Source organism: Actinomadura sp. HBU206391 (assembly GCF_014323665.1).
Classification (GTDB): domain Bacteria; phylum Actinomycetota; class Actinomycetes; order Streptosporangiales; family Streptosporangiaceae; genus Actinomadura_C.
On the sequence record NZ_JABVEB010000018.1, the window covers coordinates 50,260 to 67,998 of the forward strand.

Genomic DNA, 17,739 nt, shown 5'->3' on the forward strand with positions numbered 1-17,739 from the left:
GCCCATCGCGGCGGGGGCCGGTGGGCGCGCGGCTCGACAAGGCCGGCCGACGCCGGGGCCGAAGACGAAAGGAAGCACGCCGACATGCCGCTCGTCGCCGGGGTCGACTCCTCGACCCAGTCGTGCAAGGTCGTGGTCTGTGACGCGGAGTCCGGAGTGGTGCTCCGGCGCGGCCAGTCGCCGCATCCCGACGGGACCGAGGCGGATCCCGCCGCCTGGTGGGACGCGCTGTCGGAGGCCGGCGAGGCCGCCGGTGGGCTGGACGACGTCGTCGCGGTGGGAGTGGCCGGGCAGCAGCACGGCATGGTGTGCCTCGACGAGGACGACCAGGTCGTACGTCCGGCGCTGCTGTGGAACGACACCCGTTCGGCCGGGGCCGCGGAGGATCTGATCGCCGAACTCGGTGGGCAGAAGGCGTGGGCCGAGGCCGTGGGCAGTGTCCCGGTGGCGTCGTTCACCGTGACCAAGTTGCGCTGGCTCGCCGAGCACGAGCCCGAGGCCGCCGGCCGTACGACCAGGGTGTGCCTGCCGCACGACTACCTGACCTGGCGACTCACCGGAGAGCTGGTGACCGACCGGGGGGACGCCTCCGGCACCGGTTACTGGTCACCGGCCGAGGGCGAGTACCGGCCCGACCTGCTGCGCCGGGCGCTCGGGCACGTGCCCGAGCTGCCGCGGGTGCTGAGCCCGTCCGCCTCGGCCGGCCGTACCGGGCAAGGAGCGATCGTGTCGGCCGGCACCGGCGACAACATGGCGGCGGCGCTCGGTCTGGGTGCTCGTCACGGAGACGTCGTGGTGTCGCTCGGCACGTCGGGCACGGTGTTCGCGGTGGCCGACCGGCCGTGCGCCGACCCGACCGGGATCATCGCGGGCTTCGCCGACGCCACCGGCCGTTACCTGCCGCTCGTGTGCACGCTCAACGCGGCGCGAGTGCTCGACGCCGCCGCCCGCATGCTCGGCGTTGATCACGAGCGGCTGTCCGAGCTCGCGCTGGCCGCGCCCGCCGGTGCGGAGGGCCTTGTGATGGTGCCCTACCTGGAGGGGGAGCGCACCCCGAACCGGCCTGACGCGACCGGGTCGGTGCACGGGCTGCGCCTTGGCAATTCGACCCCGCAGCATTTCGCCCGGGCGGCCGTCGAGGGCATGCTGTGCGGCCTCGCGGACGGGCTCGACGCGATCGTCGAGCACGGTGTCGAGATCCGGCGGGTCCTTCTGGTCGGCGGGGCGGCGCGGTCGGAAGCGGTACGCCGGATAGCGCCCACGGTGTTCGGCCGGCCCGTGCTGGTGCCCCCGCCGGGGGAGTACGTCGCCGAGGGCGCGGCGCGGCAGGCGGCCTGGACGCTGGTCGGCGGGGACGAGCCGCCGAGCCGGACCGGCACCGGATTCATGACGTACGAGGCCGACCCCGCCGAAGCGCTCCGGGAGCGCTACGCCGAGGCCCGTGACCACATCCTCGACCGTCCTTGAGTGACCTCCGCGCACGACCGTGCGGTCAATGATCAGAGCCAGTCCCGGCGTTTGAAGACGACCCACAGGCCGACACCGGTGACGATGAGGACGACCACGCTCGTGAGCACTCCCCACTCTTGGTCGAAGCCGGGGTACGGCACGTTCATGCCGTAGAAGCCGGTGACCGCCGTGGGCACCGCGATGATCGCGGCCCAGCTCGTGACCTTCTTCATCACCTCGTTGAGCCGGTTGCCCTGCAGCGCGATGCGGGTCTCCTGAATGGTCGTCACGAGGTCGCGCAGGCTCTCGGTCCACTCCGTCGCCCGCAGCACATGGTCGTAGACGTCCTGGTAGAAAGGCGCCATGGCCTCGGGGACGATGTCCAGATCCCGCCGCATCAGGGTGTTGACGATCTCTCGCATCGGCAGCACGACCCGCCGCAGCAGCACGAGACTCTTGCGCAACTGAAAGCTGTACCGCTGCATCGTGCGGTCGGGGGTCCGCTCGTCGAACAGCAGGTCCTCGAGGTCCTCCAGTTTGCCGTCCATGTCCTGCACGGCCGCGAAATGCCGGTCCACGACCATGTCCAGCAGCCCGTGCAGGAGATACGCGACGCCGTGCCCCGCGAGCCGCTGGTCCGCGTCCCACCGTCGGGTCAGCTCGTCGACGTCGAAGTCCGGATCCTGTCGTACCGTCACCACGGCACGCTCGGTGACGAACGCCGACACCTCTGAGGTCAGCAGCCGGCCGCTGCCGCTGTCGAGCCGTACGTCGTAGGCGTTCAGGAACAGATGGCCCGGATAGCGGTCCAGCTTGGCGCGCTCGTGCCGGCTGACGGCGTCCTCGATCGCCAGAGCCTCCAAGCCGAGTTCGTCGCTGACGGTGCGCAGCTCGTCCTGCTGGGGAGCGCACAGGTCCAGCCAGACCATCGTGTCGGACTCGTCGAGGTAGTCGCTGATCTGTGCCACCGGAAAGCCCTCCGCCTCCAGGCGCCCATCACGCCAGACCCTGGTCCGCGGCGGGTGCGTCCCGATCCGGTCGCTTGAGCGCGAGGTCGAGTGCTGGGGAGAAGAGGTCTCTTCCATGACCTTTGTTTACCGTGTCCGCCGGGCACGCGCGTTAGCGGGTCGGTGCGGCGGCGCGGGGAACCGTCGCACCATCGCGTCAGACCTACAAATGGGGGATTGTTCCCGGACATCGTGCCACCGGTTTCGCACCCCGGAACTTATGATCAAACCGTGGAATCCACTCCTTACGTGACGGGGCGGATTCACGCGACTTTTCATCAGGTGCTTTCCGACGGCCTGCGGCCCGACGCGGTCTCGGGCGCGTCGGGCGAACAGATCGATGAGATGGCCGCCGCGCAGGGCGTCAAGGTCCTGCCCGCCGCGTTGCGCCAGGTCTACCGCCTCATCGGAACCCGATCGGCGCTCTGGCTGGCCGGTAGTTCCTTCGGCACGGCACTGGACGGCGGTGCGGTGAAGTCCCACGCCCTCGCGACGCTGGACCGGCTGCCGAATCCGTTCGCCGACGCGCAGGGGATGTACGTCCTCGTCGTCCACCAGGCACAGACGTTCCACGTCATCGACGGAACGGATCTGACGTCGGGGGATCCGCCGGTCTGGCTGATCGCGGCGGATGAGGCCGTCATCCGGGGATGGGACAGCGTCAGCGGGTGGTTCGCCGCGATGGCACCCGACGTGGCCCGCTATCGCGAGCGGCTGCAGCTCATGCGGCGGCACGGAAACCCGATCCCGCCGTGGGCCCGCCACCTGAATGCGCCGTGAGCCGAGACCCGTGAGTCGGGAGCCGAAGTCGAGTGCGTAGTGCGTTCGTGACCGGTGCGGTGTGTTCGGTGGCCCTTGGAGGGGCCATCGAACACACCGTTATTCAGTGCCCGGTGTCGCTCAGCGCCTCGCCGGCCCGCCGCAGCGCGCGTGCGCGATCGTCGGTCACGCCGAGAGCACCGACGTGCGGCGCGCCGGATCCGATGGACAGCAGAGTCCATGAGTAGAGCCGTGGGGGTTCCCAGGATGGTCGTGCGTGCACCGTGAGCCGCTCCTTGCCTATCGCGCCGTAAGGGATGAATCGGTGACTTGCAGTGAACATTCCGAACGGGTCCACCGAGGAGGCCGACCCCACGAGACGTCGAGACGCCCTGAAGCTAGGCGTCGCGGTGTCGCGGGCCCCGAGCTACTTCGCCGGGCGCTGCGCGACGCCGCCGCCGAGGCGATGGAGTTCACCCGGCCGCATGGCTGTCGGAGCTGATGGCATGGCTCGCCCACTGCCTCGGGGAGGCATTGTCGGCAGAGGCGTGGGCGATCGACGCCTTCGCGCATGCCGACCACGCCGGTCACGACGAACTGTGCGCCTGGACCACCGATGCCATGGCGTCGATCGCGTTCTACACCGGCCGTCCAGCGAGCGCCGTCGCCGCCGCCCAGCGAGCGATCTGCAAAGCTCCTGCGCCCGCCCCGGCCGGCACTCGCCCTACCACAGCGAAACGATTGCGTACACTTCATGGCCAGGCTAGTGTACGAATCGGTTTCGTTTCGAACGAGGATGGCGGATGTCGACTGTACGAGGGCGCGGTGAGGCACGGGAGGAAGCGATCCTGCTGGCCACGCTGGAGTTGCTGGCAGAGGTCGGCTACGACCAGATGACCATGGACGGGGTGGCCGCGCGCGCTCGGGCCAGCAAGGCCACGATCTACCGCAGGTGGCCCGGCAAGGCCGAACTCGTGGTGACGGCGATCAAGCGGCATGCCGGAGGCCGGGCGATGATGACGCCGCCCGACACCGGGGAACTGCGTCAGGATCTGCTGGCCGTGCTGCACGTCATGCGGACCGGGCTCGTCGGCCAGGACGCCTCGCTCATCCTCGGGCTGATGATCGCGATGCGCCGCGATCCCGAACTGGCCCGTACGGTGCGGGCGCAGGTCGTCGACGACAAGGGCGAGGTTTTCGGTGAGGTCATCGCCCGAGCGGTCACGCGGGGGGACTTGCCGGTGACGGTCGACCACACGCTGTTCGTGGAGATCAGCTCCGCCATGTTGTTCGCACGGCTGTTCGTCACGGGGGAGCCGCTCGACGACGACTTCATCGGTCATCTCGTCGATGCGGTGCTGCTTCCCCTGCTCGACCATCAGGCACGTAAGCGATGAGGAGCTCTCATGTGGCCGGCGATCATTCTCGGCTTTCTCGGCGGAGTAGTCGGCGGGAACGCGTTCCCGCACTTCGTGCACGGCATCACCAGGAAGCGGTATCCGAATCTGACCGGTAACGGGCCCGTCCCGAACCTCATCGGCGGCTGGGCCGGATTGGTGATCGCGGCACTGCTGCTGTACCGGGCACAGGGCGATCGGGATCCCGCGTGGTCCTTCGGCTCCGCCGCCCTTGGTGTTCTCCTCATCGGTCTGTTCCACGCGGGCCCGGGCGCCTTCGGACGACGCGAGCCGTCCCGGTAGCCGCTTGCGGCGGCGTGGATGCCCCACGCGACGAGGACGTGGACACCTCTTCCCATGGACTCGGGCAGCGCCACCGCCGCCCATGCGGGAAAATCGCAGTGAAAGGGGGATGGGGACAACGGGTCCGACCCACGGACATCGTGCCCCTGACTGCCCATGGACATCACAGTTCGGCTCACGCAGCGGCCGGAGGCCGACGAACTGCTCGGCCGCAGCCAGCTGGCCGCGTTGGTCGGCATGCTGCTCGACCAGCAGATCCCGATGGAGTGGGCGTTCTCCGGCCCCTACACCATCGCGCAGCGCCTGGGCCGTGACGATCTGGACGCCCACGAGATCGCCGGCTACGACCCGGACGGGTTCGCCGCGCTGCTGTCGGACAAGCCCGCCGTGCACCGCTATCCGGGGTCCATGGCCAAGCGGGTGCAGCAGCTCTGCCAGTACCTGGTCGAGCACTATGACGGCGACGCGTCCGCGGTGTGGCACGAGGCCGGAAGCGGCAAGGAACTGCTCAAGCGGCTGAACGACCTCCCCGGCTTCGGCAGGCAGAAGGCCCAGATCTTCCTCGCGCTGCTGGGCAAGCAGTTCGGCGTGACGCCCGAAGGCTGGCGTGAGGCCGCGGGCGCCTATGGCGAGGAGGGCTCGCACCGCTCGATCGCCGACATCACCGACCCCGAATCGCTGGAAAAGGTCCGAGCCTTCAAGCAGGCGGCCAAACAGGCCGCCAAGAAGTCCTGACCGACCGGCCGTACAACACGCGGATGCCGTCGCCGCCGCGAACAACTGCATGATCACGGCGGGGACGTGGGCGCCTGCCCTTCCGTGATCATGCAATTCTTCGTCATCTCACGCGGCGTGGGCCTCGGTCTTGGCCGTCGCCGGTTCGGCGGGGCGTAGTAGGTGGCGGCCGAGGAGGCACAGGCCGAGGGCGAGCACTCCGCCGATGCCCGCTGGGGCGAACGCGCCCGAGACCCCCGCGAGATCGCTGGAGACCCCCGCGACGGCCGCGCCGATGGCTGCACCGCCCCCCATGGCGGCGACGATCCACGCGAACGCCTCGGTGACCGTGCCGCGCGGCGCGAGATAGTCGACGATGCCGAAGCTGCAGGCCAGCACGGGAGCCAGGAAGATACCGCTGACGAACGCGAAGGCCACCATCAGCGGCAGTGCCGGTGCGATCATGAGCGGCAGGTAACCCAGGGCGAGCCCGGTCATCAGCAGGGGCAGCCGGCGGTTCGCCGGGCCGGTCCTCGGCCGGGCGCCGTAGACCAGGCCACCGACCAGGGCGCCGCCCGCGTTCACCGCGAGCAGCAGGCCCGACACCGTCTCCGACCCGTGGCGGTCGGCGTAGGCGACCACGGCCACGCTCAGCACGCCCAGGGCCACCCCGACCGCCGAGAGGGCGAGGAGCAGCAGCCGCAGCCCGGCGGAGCGCAAGGGCCCGGCCCAGTCGGCCGCCCTCGGCTGGGCACGCCAGGCGCGCGACGGCCGGGCCGAGGCGACCACCAGCGTTCCGGCCACCCCGAGCGCCCCGGTGAGCAGCACGGCCGCCTCCGGCGAGAACGCCGCCGCGGCCACCACGAGCAGCGGACCCGTGGTGAAGATGATCTCCTGTGCGGCGGCGTCGAGGGCGTACGCCGCCTGGACCTGCTCGGGACCGGGCAGGATGTCCGGCCACAGGGCACGCAGCCCGGGTTCGAGCGGCGGGGTCGCGAACCCGGCCAGCACCACGGCGCCGATCGCGACGGGCAGCGGGTCGATGCCCACGACGGCGAACAGCGTGAACCCCGCCGCCGCGAGCAGCGCACCGCTCAGCAGGACCCGGGTCTGACCGAGCCGGTCCATGGCCCGGCCGAGCACCGGCTGCCCGGCCGCGGCGGAGAGGCCGTGGAGGGCCGCCAGCGCTCCGGCCAGGGAGTATCCGCCGCCCTCGGCCCGGGTGAACAGCACGACGACGAGCGCGCCCATGCCGGTCGGCAGCCGCCCGAGCAGGGTGCCGCTGAGGAGCCGAGCGGCGTACGGCGTCCGCAGGAACTCCACATAGCCCCGCATCCGACCTCCAAGTCATACGTATTACTTACGCAGTCATACGTATCACTAAAGTGGGTCGGAGCTCTAGTCTGAGTCCCGGCGAGATGGAGGATGATGCCGTGCCCAAGAGCGGGCGACCGACCAGCAAGGACGTGGCGCAGGCCGCCGGCGTCTCGCAGTCGACGGTGTCGATCGTGCTGGCCGGCAAGGCCGCGGGGCGGATCTCGGACGGCACCGCGCAGGCCGTACGGGAGGCGGCGGACCGGCTCGGCTACCGGCCGAATCTGGCCGCGCGAAGCCTGCGACTGGGCCAGACCAGGACGGTGCTCCTCGTCGTACCCACCCTGTCCAGCCTGTTCTTCGGGGCGGTCTACACCGGTGCCGCTCGCGTCGCCGCCGAGCACGGTTTCGGAGTGGTGGTGTACCCATGGCCCGACGTCGCCGGCCCGGCGGAGAATCCTTTCGCCGCGGCACATGAGGCGATCGACGGGATCCTGGCGTCGTCGATGGCCGTCGACGTCCTCGACGGGCTCGATCCGCTCCCTCGGGTGATGCTGGACAGCGACCCGGAAGGTGAGGCCCCCACGGTCAACTTCGACGTGGCCGAGGGAATGCGGGCCGTCGCCGGGCACCTGGCCGCGCTCGGGCACCGCCGGATCGGCCACGTGGCGGCGGCGGTGGACGCGTGGACCTTCCGGGCCAGGGCCGAAGTGCTCTCGGCGGCGGTGCGCGACCTGCCCGGCGGTGAACTCCTGCGCGACCATACCGAGATCGAGATCAGTGCGGCCCGCACGGCGGCCGGCCGGCTGCTCGACCGGCCCGATCGCCCGACGGCGCTGGTCTGTGACGACGACCTGATCGCCGCGGGCGCCTGCAAGGCGGCGCGCGGGCGCGGCCTCGACGTGCCCGCCGACGTGTCCGTCACCGGCTTCGACGACATGCTGATCGCGGCGGCGGTCGAGCCCGAGCTGACCACCGTACGGCTGCCGGCCGAGGAACTCGGCGCCCGGGGGATGGCCGCCCTGCTGGAGCTTCTGGACGGCCGCCGGCCGGGTTCGGTGTCCCTTCCCGGCCGGCTCGTCATCCGCGCCTCCACGGCCGCCGCCCCGCGCGGCTAGTCACAGAGTTTGCGGCCCTCCGATCTCGATCAAGGACCGCGGTACCTGGAGGTGCTCCGATCCTTGATCGAGATGAGGTCGGCCGTCTCATCGCGGCGTGCGAATGGGCGGGTGAGAGTCGCTCATGATGGGTTCGCAGGGCCGTACGGGACCACGGGCGAGGTATGCGTTCGTGGAGAACGCGAAGGCGCGGTTCCGAAAACGCAGGTCGCGGTCGTAGTTCATGGTCCACACCAGCGTCTGCCCGGGCCCGATGCGGTCCGGGTGGATGTAGAACGTCAGGTCCCCGAGCCTGACCCGTCCGGGGTGGGGCGGGAAGGGGTTGCGGTGGTCCACCACGAGGGGCTGGGGGCCGTCGACCAGTGCGGCGCGAGGTTCGGTGCACCGCGCGTCTCGGGGCAGATAGGTGACCACCGCGCGCACCCCCATGGCGTTGAGCCTGCGCTGGAGCGCGGCCGAGTCGGTGAACTCGCGCAGTGTGACCTTGATCTTGCCATCGGGCAGCCGCTCCACCGCGTACGCCTGGTCGGAGTGGCCCCCGCCGAGCACGGCGGGAGCGATCAAGGCGGCCATGGCGGCACCGGCGACGCCCACGGCGGCCAGCACGTAGCGTCTCCCGTGAGACAGAGCCGGTCGGCGGGTGCGCGCGCTTTCGGAGCGGGCATGGGCGGTCAGCCGGGCCCGGGCCTGCGTGACCGATGCCGGTGTGGTGTCCGGCCGGCTGTCGCGGTGGTCCCTCAGCATCTGCATCTCGTTCATCGTCACTCCGTGTCTCCTGGGACGAGGGGATCATGGCCGAGGCCCCGGCGCAGTTGCCGCCGCGCCCGGTTGAGCCGCGAACCGACGGTTCCGGCCGGGATGCCGAGCGCGAGCGCGACCTCCTCGTAGCTCAGCTCGCCGTAGGCGACCAGTAGCAGGACATCGCGGTCGCCGGCCGACAGCCTCGCCAGCGCCGCCGCGAGACGGGGCTGCATCTGCTGGGCGCTGACCTGGTCGGCGACCCGTTCGGCATGGCCACCGTCGGTCTCGACGGGCGTGCGTTCGAGGGTCCGGTACGCCCGCATCTCGGTGCGGCGGTGTCGCCGGACCAGGTTGGTGGCGATGCCGTACAGCCAGGCGCGGGCGCAAGGCCGTGCGGCGTCGTAACGATGCCGCTGTGCGAAGGCGGTGAGGAACGTCTCTGCGGCGACATCGTCGGCCGGGCCGCCGCCCAGCCGGGAGGCGACATACCGCCGGATCTCCGAGAAGTACCGGTCGAAGATCGCCGCAAATCGCTCGGGGTCATCGTGGGACAGGGCAATCAGGGCGGCGTCGCTCGGTTCGGGAAGATCTTCTACGTGGGGGTCCGGGGGAGGGAGGGTGACGGTCATACATCCGCGGCCTTCCGTGTCATGGCGTGAACACCCGTTATTGCCCGGCCGTCCCGACCTTCTTCACGCGAAGTCCCTCAGGAGGCGGAGGGCCGGCGGAGGCTCAACGGGGTCGGCGGGCGGTGAAGGTCGCCACGGCCCCGTCGACGTCGATCTCGGAGTCGGTGAGGCCTGCGGACGTCAGCCAGCGCCCCAGATCGTCGGCATGGCCGCTCGGGCCGAAGTAGCCCCTTCGCTGGAAGGCGCCGACGAGCTTGTCCCGGCGGCCGCCCGTTCCGGTGACGATCGTGGTGCCCCGCAGCGTTCCGCCCGGCCGCAGCACGCGGGCGAACTCGGCGACCGCGCCGGCCGGGTCGGCCAGGCAGTGCAGCCCGTTGAGGGTGACGCAGACGTCGAAGGATCGGTCGGCGAACGGTAGCGAACCGGCGTCGGTCTGGACGAACTCGACCTGGTCGAGTCCGCGGCGGCGGGCGTTGGCGCGGGCACGATCGAGCATGATCGGGGACAGATCCGCGGCCACGTAGTGCAACCGGCGTCCGCGCGACAGTGCCGCGAACGCGACGCCGCCCCCGCACGGCAGGTCGAGGACGGTCACGTCGTCGGGCTCGCCGCTGAGTCGCCCGATGGTGCGCGAGAGACGCTTGACGTCGTAGCCCCACAGCAGCCGGGCTCCGACCGCGTTGATGGGGTACGTCCGCACGCCGAAGTCGTAGACCATCGCCCGCAGCCGGTCGGCCCGCCATGCCTCGCGCAGATCCGCCACGGCCCTCACTCTAAGGCGACCGGCCCGGACCTTCATGCCGCCTGGCGGAGGCGGTGCCCGCACGCGGACGTGGATCGGCGCGGGCGGTCAGATCCAGCTGTCGAGCCACATGTGGTCGCGCCAGACCTCCCATGGGATGAACTTCGCCGTGAGCACCGGGTAGAGGTACAGGAAGTTGGCCAGGACGACCAGGAGGTAGGCCCCGGCCACGGCCGTGCCGAGAACCCGTCGCGAACCCGTATCGCGGGCCGGCCCGATGAGCAGCCCGAGGCAGAGCACGATGGCGAGCACCATGAACGGCAGCATCGGCGTGGCGTAGAACAGGAACATCGTGCGCTTGTCGATCGCGTAGTAGAACCAGGGCAGCCAGCCTGTGACGTAACCGAGCAGGATCGCCCCGGCCCGCCAGTCGCGCTGGTGCAGCCACAGGTAGACGAGCATGAGCAGGGCGGCCAGCGCCGCCCACCAGATGGCCGGAGTGCCGATGCCGAGGATCTCGCGCGAGCACTTCGTGGCGCCGCAGCCCTGCGTCGGCTCGGTGTAGAAGAATGCGACCGGCCGGCCCAGCACCGGCCAGTCCCACGGCCATGACTGGTACGGATGCTTGGCGTGCAACGTCGTGTGGAAGTTCCACACCGCCTTGTGGTAGCGCCACAAGTCCGGCATCGCCTCGAACGGGCGCAGCAGGACGTTGCCCGAGACGGTGCCTCGTCCCCAGCCACCCGAGTGGAAGATCCATCCCGACCACGAGGCGACGTAGGTCACCGCCGAGACGACGACCAGTGACACGAACGCGGGCACGGCGTCCAGCAGCAGCGCGCCGGTGTAAGGATGCCGGAGCCGCGCGGCGCGCCTCGCCCCCATGTCCCACAGGAGCACCATGATCCCGAACGCGGCGAGGTAGAAGACGCCGGTCCACTTCGTCGCGCACGCCATGCCGAGGCACAGGCCCGCCAGGATGCGCCAGCCGTGGAAGACGAAGGGCCCGAAGCCGTTCTCGTCATCGCCCTGGAGCTTGTCCGCCAGCACCCGGCGGGATCGGTCCCGGTCGGCGACGAGGCAGGCGAACCCGGCGAGGATCCAGAACATGACGAAGATGTCGAGTATCGCCGTGCGGCTGGTCACCAGGTGCAGGCCGTCCACGGCGAGCAGCAGTCCGGCGGCGCAGCCGAGCAGTGTCGACCCGGTCATGCGGCGCGCGACCCGGCACATGATCAGTACGGAGAGCGAGCCGAACAGGGCGGCCATGAACCGCCAGCCGAACGGAGTGGCTCCGAAGATCCACTCGCCGATGGCGATCACCCACTTGCCGGCCGGCGGGTGGGCCACGAAACTGGCGCCCTCGGCCCAGATTCGGCTGTCCGCCGCCTTGGCGCCCTGCTCGATGAGCAGGACGTCGGCGTCCTTGACCGTGTTGTGCTCGTAGCCGTACTTCAGCAGCGCCAGAGCGTCCTTGGCGTAATAGGTCTCGTCGAAGACGACGGCGTTCGGGATCGACAGCCGGTCGAAGCGCAGAAAGGCCGCGAAAACGGTGATGATCAGCGGTCCGATCCAGGCCAGCAGGCGGTCGCCAGGTAGGGACGGCGCGAGCCATTCCCGCATCGACGGCGGGCGGTGCCGTTCGAGGGTCTTTGTCGTCGGCCCCATCTCCGTCGTCGCCATCCGGCCATCGTACGGGCGCGACGACGTTGCTCAGCAGGAATCCCCCTCGCGGGCCGCCCGACTCGCCACCGCGGACGCCGTACCGGGAGAATTGCGCTGTGACGAGGAATGAGACGGGCACACTGATCCTCGCGGCCGCGCCGATCGGACGCCCGGCGGACGCGTCGGACCGCTTTCGCAGCGCCCTGCGCGCCGCCGAGGTGATAGCGGCCGAGGACACCCGGCGGCTGCGCCGGCTGGCCGCGGATCTGGAGGTCGAGATCCGCGCGAGGGTCGTGTCCTACTACGACGCGAACGAGCGTGCCCGCGAGCAGGAGCTGATGGACGAGCTGCTCGGCGGCCGGGACGTCTTCGTGGTGACGGACGCCGGGCTGCCCGGCGTGTCGGACCCCGGCTACCGGCTGGTGGTCGCCGCCGTTGACCAGGGGGTGCCCGTCACCGTCCTGCCCGGCCCGTCCGCCGTCACCACCGCATTGGTGATCTCCGGGCTGCCCACCGATCGCTTCTGCTTCGAGGGCTTTCTGCCGCGCAAGGGCGGTGAGCGCTCCTCGCGGCTGGAGTCGCTCCGCACCGAGCCGCGCACCATGGTGTTCTTCGAGGCGCCGCACCGGCTGGCCGCCGCCCTGGAGGCGATGGCCGAGGCCTTCGGCGGCGACCGGCCGGCCGCCGTCTGCCGCGAACTCACCAAGACCTACGAGGAGGTACGGCGCGGCCCGCTCACGGAGCTGGTCGCCTGGGCGGCGGACGGCGTCCGGGGGGAGATCACCGTCGTCGTGGGGGGCGCACCGGCCCGCCCGGCGCTGAGCGGGCCCGCAGAGCTCGCCGCCGAGGTGGCGGGCCGGGAGGCCGCCGGTGAGCACCGCAAGCAGGCCATCGCCGATGTGGCCAAGGAGAACGGGCTGCCCAAACGCGTGGTCTACGACGCCGTGGTCGCCGCCCGGAGATAGCCCGGACCTGAGGGCGACGGGAGCGAGTCCGCCGCATCGCATGAGCGGGCCGGCGGCACGGCGCCACGCTGAGCGGCACGGTGACCGCTCGCCCGTACCGGGCTCAGACGGCGACCGGCTCGGGCTTCTGCTCGGCCTCGGTCGGTGCCTGCTCTTCGGCACGGCGGCGCCACCGCCGCCAGGTGATCCGGCTCAGGCGTTCGCGGGGCAGCGAGGTGAAGGCGATCGCCGCCGCGAGACAGGCGAGCGGCACGGTCGGCAGCACGTAGCGGTAGTCGAACTCCGCGGTGGCCGCCGGGGCGAGCAGCAGCCCCACCGCCGTTATCCAGGGCAGCAGCGCCGCGCCGCCGAACCTCCGCCAGGACGCCACCAGGCCGGCCAGCCCGATCAGGAGGATCACGCCGAGCAGTGAGCCCCGGAGATAGACGTGGTCCTGGTACCCGCGCATCACGCCGGCGAACGGCTCCACGACCTTCGGGCGGGCGCGTCCCTGCTCGTACTGCGCGGCCTCCTGCGCGGCCGTCGCGCCCCGGCTCATCCGCCAGTCCGGCAGCGGCGGCGGGGTCTTGCGGAACTCGTACTGCTCGTACGTCGCCCAGTCGGGGAAGACCGTGCGCTCCCATTTGAAGACCCGGAAGAAGTCGCCTGCCATGACCCTCAGGTAGTCGACCGGCTGTGCCAGGATCGCGCGCTTGGAGAAGTCGGAGGTCAGGTTGTTCTGCATCGGCGTGAACCGCTCCGGCTCGTTGCGGAGCAGCGGTGACTCGCGGTTCCAGATGCCGTCCTGCGAGAACGGCAGCCGGTGCTGTGGCTCGACGCACAGCGGGATCTCGTGCACCGGCGGTTTGATCTTGTCGCAGTCCGCGAACTTGTAGACCCGGGCGTACAGGAAGATCCCGTTGCTCTCGGTCATCGCGAACTTGCCGTGCACCTCCTGGAACCAGCCCATGTACGCCACCATCGGCAGGGCGCACACGACGAGCATCGCCGCGATCACCCGCCAGCGCATCCGCCGTACGACCATGAAGGCGGCGACCGCGACGAGCACCGGCAGGCCGACCGAGCGGGTCAGCGTCGCCAGGCCGAGGATGAGCCCGACCGCCGCGCCGACCTGCCACGACGGCTGCGCCCGCCACAGCAGCAGAGTGATCGCCGAGACGACCAGGAAGGTGAAGGGCACATCGGAGAGGATCACGTGCTCGAGCTGGATCTGATACGCGTCCAGCAGCACCGGCGCCGTCGCCAGCGCCGCGCCCCATCCCGGCAGGCCGAACCGCCGCCGGAGCAAGGCGTAGATCATGACCGCCATGGCCACGCCCATGACGTGCTGCACCGTCACGACCAGCGCGAAGCTGTGGAACGGCCGCAGGATCATGAGCAGGAACGAGTACCCGTTCGGCCTGATGGGGTGCGGGTAGGGCCGCATCGCCGCGTGCAGGTAGTCGTAGGAGTCGTTGAACCACATCGCCGGGCGGTAGCCGAACAGCGTGACCACGCGCAGCAGCGCGCCGACCACCAGCAGGGCGGTGAAGGGCCGATGGCGACCGACGAGGGCCCAGAAACCGATGCCCCGGATCCGCCGTTCGGGGTCGGCCTCCGCCGGCTCGGAGGGAGACCCGGGTCCGGCCGACTCGGCGGTGACCGACGGTGTGATCTCCGACTCTTTTACCGGCCGTTCGAGTGCCGCCTCGTCGAGGGCGGTGCCGTCCGACGTTGCCCCCGCCACGGCGGACCCTCCTCCACGCTCACCCATGTTCGTCAACAGACCCGACCCTTCTGGGCCGCGCCGCCCGTATGCTGATTCCCAGCCTGCCGTCCGTGGACTCTCTAATGTGGGTCTTCAGGTTGCAACTTCGCAACACGATTGGGAGGCTCTTGCGCTGAGCGCCCCGCGTCACGTCGCCGCGGCAGGCATCATGTACGAGTCCTACATGCCCAGCCTCGGGACATGACGAGGTTAGTCGAAACCCCGCAGTCGACGATCCGGGGGAACGAAGGAGACCGCGTGGAACTCTCCGTTGTGATGCCATGCCTGAATGAGGCCGAAACCGTCGAGATATGCGTGCGTAAGACGATCGCCTTCTTCGACGAGCACGGCATCGACGGCGAGGTCGTCATCGCCGACAACGGCAGCACCGACGGCAGCCAGCAGCTCGCCAGGGACGCCGGCGCCCGGGTGGTGCCGGTCTCTGAGAAGGGCTACGGCAACGCCCTCATGGGCGGTATTCGCGCTGCTCGTGGCCGTTATGTCGCGATGGGTGACGCCGACGACTCCTACGACTTCGCGACCCTCATGCCGTTCGTGGAGGAACTACGGGACGGCGCGGACCTCGTCATGGGCAACCGCTTCAAGGGCGGCATCGCGCCCGGCGCCATGCCCGCACTACACCGGTATCTCGGCAACCCGGTGCTCAGCTTCGTAGGACGGCTGTTCTTCCGCAGCAAGATTGGCGACTTCCACTGCGGGCTGCGCGCGTTCCGCAAGGAGTCGATCATCCGGCTCGGGCTGCAGACCGGCGGCATGGAGTTCGCGAGTGAAATGGTGGTGAAGGCCACACTCGCGAAATACGACATCCGCGAACAGCCCACCACGCTTTCGCCGGACGGCCGCACCAGGGCGCCGCACCTGAGCACCTGGCGGGACGGCTGGCGGCACCTGCGCTTCCTCATGCTCTACAGCCCGCGCTGGCTGTTCCTCATCCCCGGCCTCCTGCTCATGACGCTCGGTCTCGTGGCCGGGGTCGCGCTCTCCGCCGGCCCGGTGCGCGTGGGTGACATCGCCTTCGACGTCGACACCCTGGTCGGCGCTTCGGCGATGCTGGTCATCGGCTTCCAGGCTGTGATCTTCGCGCTGTTGACCAAGGTGTACGCGATGGAGGAGGGCTTCCTTCCGCACGACAAGCGCGTACAGAAGATCATCGACTGGTGGAGCCTGGAGCGCGGACTGGTGATCGGCGGGCTGCTGGCCGTGGCCGGCGTGGTCGGCCTGGTCGCGTCGCTCCTGCACTGGAAGGTGAACAACTTCGGCGAGCTCGACCCCAGGCACTCCATCCGGCTCGTCGTACCGTCGGCGACCGGACTGATCATGAGCTTCCAGGTCGTGTTCGCATCGCTGTTCATCAGCATCCTCGGCATCCGCCGCCGGTCGCACCCGCCGCTGACCGACCCGGCCGAAGAGGCCGCCGACCTGGTCGACGCCGCCGCCCACAAGGTCGCGACCGAGCAGGTCGACGAGCCCGCGAGTTAGGTCGGCGGACACGCGGGTCGCGGCGTGTCGCCAGACGTCGATGTCGATGCGGGTTTCGCGCCGACGCGTCGTCCCTCTGGCCCAGGTGACCCGCACCCGGGGCCGCGTGATGCGATGAGCGGGTGGAACTGCGGGAGATGCGCGCGTTCGTCGCGATCGTTGAAGAGGGCGGTCTGTCCGCCGCCGCGCGCCGGTGTGAGGGCGGCCGACAGCAGGGCACAAGGCTCCCTTATCGTGGCCATAAGAGGTGTGGAACGCCTGGTAGGAAGCCTTTCGCCGCTCCGTGCCTTTCACCTTTCGGTCAGGTCGTCTCCTTGAGCCGGCTCGGCCCGAGCAGCTGTTCACACGGTGGAAAAGTGAGTCATCATGACGTCAGAACTGTCCGGGACCACAGCATTGGTGACCGGTGGAACCAGCGGCATCGGCCGGGCCACGGCTGTCGCACTGGCCGGGCTCGGCGCCCAGGTGGTGCTGTCCGGCCGGGACGAGTACCGAGGCGAGCAGGTGGCCAAGGACATCCGCGCGGCCGGGGGCCGGGCGGTCTTCCTGGCCGCCGACCTCCTCGACGAGGCCAGCGCACGTTCGCTGGCCGCCCGCGCCAGGGAAGTGGTCGGACACGTGGACATACTGGTCAACAACGCCGGAATCTTCCCGTTCGGGCCCACAGCGCAGACCAGCGAGCGGGACTTCGACGCGGTGTTCAACCTCAACGTCAAGGTGCCGTACTTCCTCGTGGCCGAGCTCGCACCGATGATGGCGGAGCGCGGCCACGGCGCGATCATCAACGTGACCACGATGGTGGCGGAGATCGGGGCCGCCGAGATGGGCCTGTACGGATCCAGCAAGGCCGCACTCGTGCTGCTGACGAAGGCATGGGCCGCCGAGTACGGGCCCCACGGCGTCCGCGTCAACGCGGTGAGCCCCGGGCCGACCCGCACCGAGGGCACCGCGGCGATGGGCGACTCGCTCGACGAGCTGGCCGCGACCGTGCCGGCCGGACGTGCCGGCACCGCCGAGGAGATCGCCGACGCCATCACGTACCTGGCCACCGACCGATCGAGCTTCGTCTATGGCGCGATCCTGCCCGTCGACGGCGGCCGCGTCGCCGTGTGACGAGGCCCCGAGACCACCCCGGGCCTGCTCCGCTACGGCGATCACGGAGCAGGCCGGGGCCGTTCGAGGAGTCGTCCTGCCGGCTCCGGGCGCTCCGGCCGATGGGCGTTCTCGTCCTCGTGGCGGATATTGGCGCGAGGCAGAGCGACGAGCCCTCTAGGCTTGTGCCATGTCCACGTCTGGCCGACACATCCTGACCGCGCCCGCTTGGCCGTACGCCAACGGGCCCCGCCATATCGGGCACGTCTCCGGTTTCGCGCTGCCCTGCGACATGTTCAGCCGCTACCAGCGGATGGCGGGCAACAAGGTCCTGATGGTCAGCGGCACCGACGAGCACGGCACGCCGATCCAGGTGCAGGCCGACAAGGAGGGCGTGAGCGCCCGCGAACTCGCCGACCGGTACAACCGGGTCATCTCCGGCGACCTCCATGCGCTGGGCATGTCGTACGACCTGTTCACCCGGACCAGCACGCGCAACCACTACGCGGTCGTGCAGGAGATCTTCAAGGGCCTCTACGACAACGGCTACATCTTCCCCGAGACCACCATGGGGGCGATCTCGCCGTCCACCGGCCG

General features: G+C 70.2%; 18 protein-coding genes. 10 read left to right on the forward strand and 8 right to left on the reverse strand.

Annotation, left to right across the window (positions count from 1 at the left end; all coding sequences use genetic code 11):
• Window positions 1-84 precede the first annotated feature (84 nt).
• Complete coding sequence (gene xylB / locus HKK72_RS10015; protein WP_187234006.1) at window positions 85-1,467, forward strand: xylulokinase; 1,383 nt, start codon at window positions 85-87, stop codon at window positions 1,465-1,467.
• 32 nt (window positions 1,468-1,499) lie between these two features.
• Here the strand turns inward: xylB and HKK72_RS10020 are convergent, their stop codons facing one another.
• Entirely contained in the window at window positions 1,500-2,417 is a 918-nt protein-coding gene (locus HKK72_RS10020; RefSeq protein ID WP_315987172.1) for a magnesium transporter CorA family protein, read from the reverse strand.
• Window positions 2,418-2,633: 216 nt separating this feature from the next.
• Between HKK72_RS10020 and HKK72_RS10025 the strand changes: the two genes are divergently transcribed.
• Entirely contained in the window at window positions 2,634-3,236 is a 603-nt protein-coding gene (locus HKK72_RS10025) for a hypothetical protein (RefSeq protein ID WP_222720545.1), read from the forward strand.
• A gap of 103 nt (window positions 3,237-3,339) precedes the next feature.
• Here the strand turns inward: HKK72_RS10025 and HKK72_RS10030 are convergent, their stop codons facing one another.
• Complete coding sequence (locus tag HKK72_RS10030; RefSeq protein WP_187234008.1) at window positions 3,340-3,498, reverse strand: hypothetical protein; 159 nt, start codon at window positions 3,496-3,498, stop codon at window positions 3,340-3,342.
• A gap of 520 nt (window positions 3,499-4,018) precedes the next feature.
• Between HKK72_RS10030 and HKK72_RS10035 the strand changes: the two genes are divergently transcribed.
• From HKK72_RS10035 to HKK72_RS10045, 3 genes are all read left to right on the forward strand, one after another.
• The gene (locus tag HKK72_RS10035; protein ID WP_187234009.1) at window positions 4,019-4,612 is read left to right on the forward strand and encodes a TetR/AcrR family transcriptional regulator; all 594 of its coding nucleotides are present in this window, start codon (window positions 4,019-4,021) and stop codon (window positions 4,610-4,612) included.
• 9 nt (window positions 4,613-4,621) lie between these two features.
• A complete protein-coding gene (locus HKK72_RS10040; RefSeq protein WP_187234010.1) occupies window positions 4,622-4,915 on the forward strand; it encodes a hypothetical protein in 294 nt (97 codons plus the stop codon).
• A gap of 156 nt (window positions 4,916-5,071) precedes the next feature.
• Window positions 5,072-5,650 carry an HhH-GPD-type base excision DNA repair protein gene (locus HKK72_RS10045; RefSeq protein WP_187234011.1) on the forward strand — a complete coding sequence of 193 codons (579 nt, stop codon included), beginning with the start codon at window positions 5,072-5,074 and terminating at the stop codon, window positions 5,648-5,650.
• Window positions 5,651-5,758: 108 nt separating this feature from the next.
• Here the strand turns inward: HKK72_RS10045 and HKK72_RS10050 are convergent, their stop codons facing one another.
• Complete coding sequence (locus HKK72_RS10050; protein ID WP_187234012.1) at window positions 5,759-6,964, reverse strand: MFS transporter; 1,206 nt, start codon at window positions 6,962-6,964, stop codon at window positions 5,759-5,761.
• Between the two features lie 98 nt (window positions 6,965-7,062).
• On the opposite strand from HKK72_RS10050, the gene HKK72_RS10055 reads away from it, so the two are divergent.
• Window positions 7,063-8,061, forward strand: coding sequence for a LacI family DNA-binding transcriptional regulator (locus tag HKK72_RS10055; protein ID WP_315987173.1), 999 nt, complete (start codon window positions 7,063-7,065; stop codon window positions 8,059-8,061).
• Between the two features lie 87 nt (window positions 8,062-8,148).
• On the opposite strand, the gene HKK72_RS10060 is transcribed toward HKK72_RS10055, so the two are convergent.
• The 4 genes from HKK72_RS10060 to HKK72_RS10075 form a co-directional block, all read right to left on the reverse strand.
• The gene (locus tag HKK72_RS10060) at window positions 8,149-8,820 is read right to left on the reverse strand and encodes a hypothetical protein (protein WP_187234014.1); all 672 of its coding nucleotides are present in this window, start codon (window positions 8,818-8,820) and stop codon (window positions 8,149-8,151) included.
• A 2-nt stretch (window positions 8,821-8,822) separates the two neighbouring features.
• Window positions 8,823-9,431 (reverse strand): RNA polymerase sigma factor, encoded by a 609-nt coding sequence (locus tag HKK72_RS10065; protein WP_187234015.1) that lies wholly within the window; start codon window positions 9,429-9,431, stop codon window positions 8,823-8,825.
• Between the two features lie 103 nt (window positions 9,432-9,534).
• On the reverse strand, window positions 9,535-10,194 hold the full coding sequence (locus HKK72_RS10070) for a class I SAM-dependent methyltransferase (protein ID WP_187234016.1): 660 nt from the start codon (window positions 10,192-10,194) through the stop codon (window positions 9,535-9,537).
• A gap of 87 nt (window positions 10,195-10,281) precedes the next feature.
• Window positions 10,282-11,856 carry a dolichyl-phosphate-mannose--protein mannosyltransferase gene (locus tag HKK72_RS10075; protein WP_187234017.1) on the reverse strand — a complete coding sequence of 525 codons (1,575 nt, stop codon included), beginning with the start codon at window positions 11,854-11,856 and terminating at the stop codon, window positions 10,282-10,284.
• A 98-nt stretch (window positions 11,857-11,954) separates the two neighbouring features.
• On the opposite strand from HKK72_RS10075, the gene rsmI reads away from it, so the two are divergent.
• Entirely contained in the window at window positions 11,955-12,803 is an 849-nt protein-coding gene (rsmI, locus tag HKK72_RS10080) for a 16S rRNA (cytidine(1402)-2'-O)-methyltransferase (RefSeq protein WP_187234018.1), read from the forward strand.
• Between the two features lie 103 nt (window positions 12,804-12,906).
• Here rsmI and HKK72_RS10085 read toward each other — a convergent pair whose 3' ends face one another.
• Window positions 12,907-14,529, reverse strand: coding sequence for a glycosyltransferase family 39 protein (locus HKK72_RS10085; RefSeq protein ID WP_315987174.1), 1,623 nt, complete (start codon window positions 14,527-14,529; stop codon window positions 12,907-12,909).
• A gap of 279 nt (window positions 14,530-14,808) precedes the next feature.
• Here HKK72_RS10085 and HKK72_RS10090 point away from each other — a divergent pair, with 279 nt between their 5' ends.
• The 3 genes from HKK72_RS10090 to HKK72_RS10100 all read left to right on the forward strand — a co-directional run.
• The gene (locus HKK72_RS10090) at window positions 14,809-16,050 is read left to right on the forward strand and encodes a glycosyltransferase family 2 protein (RefSeq protein WP_315987175.1); all 1,242 of its coding nucleotides are present in this window, start codon (window positions 14,809-14,811) and stop codon (window positions 16,048-16,050) included.
• A 366-nt stretch (window positions 16,051-16,416) separates the two neighbouring features.
• Window positions 16,417-17,163, forward strand: coding sequence for an SDR family NAD(P)-dependent oxidoreductase (locus HKK72_RS10095; RefSeq protein ID WP_187234020.1), 747 nt, complete (start codon window positions 16,417-16,419; stop codon window positions 17,161-17,163).
• 169 nt (window positions 17,164-17,332) lie between these two features.
• Window positions 17,333-17,739, forward strand: a 407-nt coding sequence (locus HKK72_RS10100) for a class I tRNA ligase family protein (RefSeq protein ID WP_187234021.1), incomplete at its 3' end; no start/stop codon positions are given.

Coding starts and splice junctions, on each gene's coding strand:
- xylB (WP_187234006.1), top strand. CDS start 85: ATGCCGCTCGTCGCCGGGGTCGACTCCTCGACCCAGTCGTGCAAGGTC.
- HKK72_RS10035 (WP_187234009.1), top strand. CDS start 4,019: ATGTCGACTGTACGAGGGCGCGGTGAGGCACGGGAGGAAGCGATCCTG.
- HKK72_RS10040 (WP_187234010.1), top strand. CDS start 4,622: ATGTGGCCGGCGATCATTCTCGGCTTTCTCGGCGGAGTAGTCGGCGGG.
- HKK72_RS10045 (WP_187234011.1), top strand. CDS start 5,072: ATGGACATCACAGTTCGGCTCACGCAGCGGCCGGAGGCCGACGAACTG.
- HKK72_RS10050 (WP_187234012.1), bottom strand. CDS start 6,964: ATGCGGGGCTATGTGGAGTTCCTGCGGACGCCGTACGCCGCTCGGCTC.
- HKK72_RS10060 (WP_187234014.1), bottom strand. CDS start 8,820: ATGAACGAGATGCAGATGCTGAGGGACCACCGCGACAGCCGGCCGGAC.
- HKK72_RS10065 (WP_187234015.1), bottom strand. CDS start 9,431: ATGACCGTCACCCTCCCTCCCCCGGACCCCCACGTAGAAGATCTTCCC.
- HKK72_RS10075 (WP_187234017.1), bottom strand. CDS start 11,856: ATGGCGACGACGGAGATGGGGCCGACGACAAAGACCCTCGAACGGCAC.
- HKK72_RS10095 (WP_187234020.1), top strand. CDS start 16,417: ATGACGTCAGAACTGTCCGGGACCACAGCATTGGTGACCGGTGGAACC.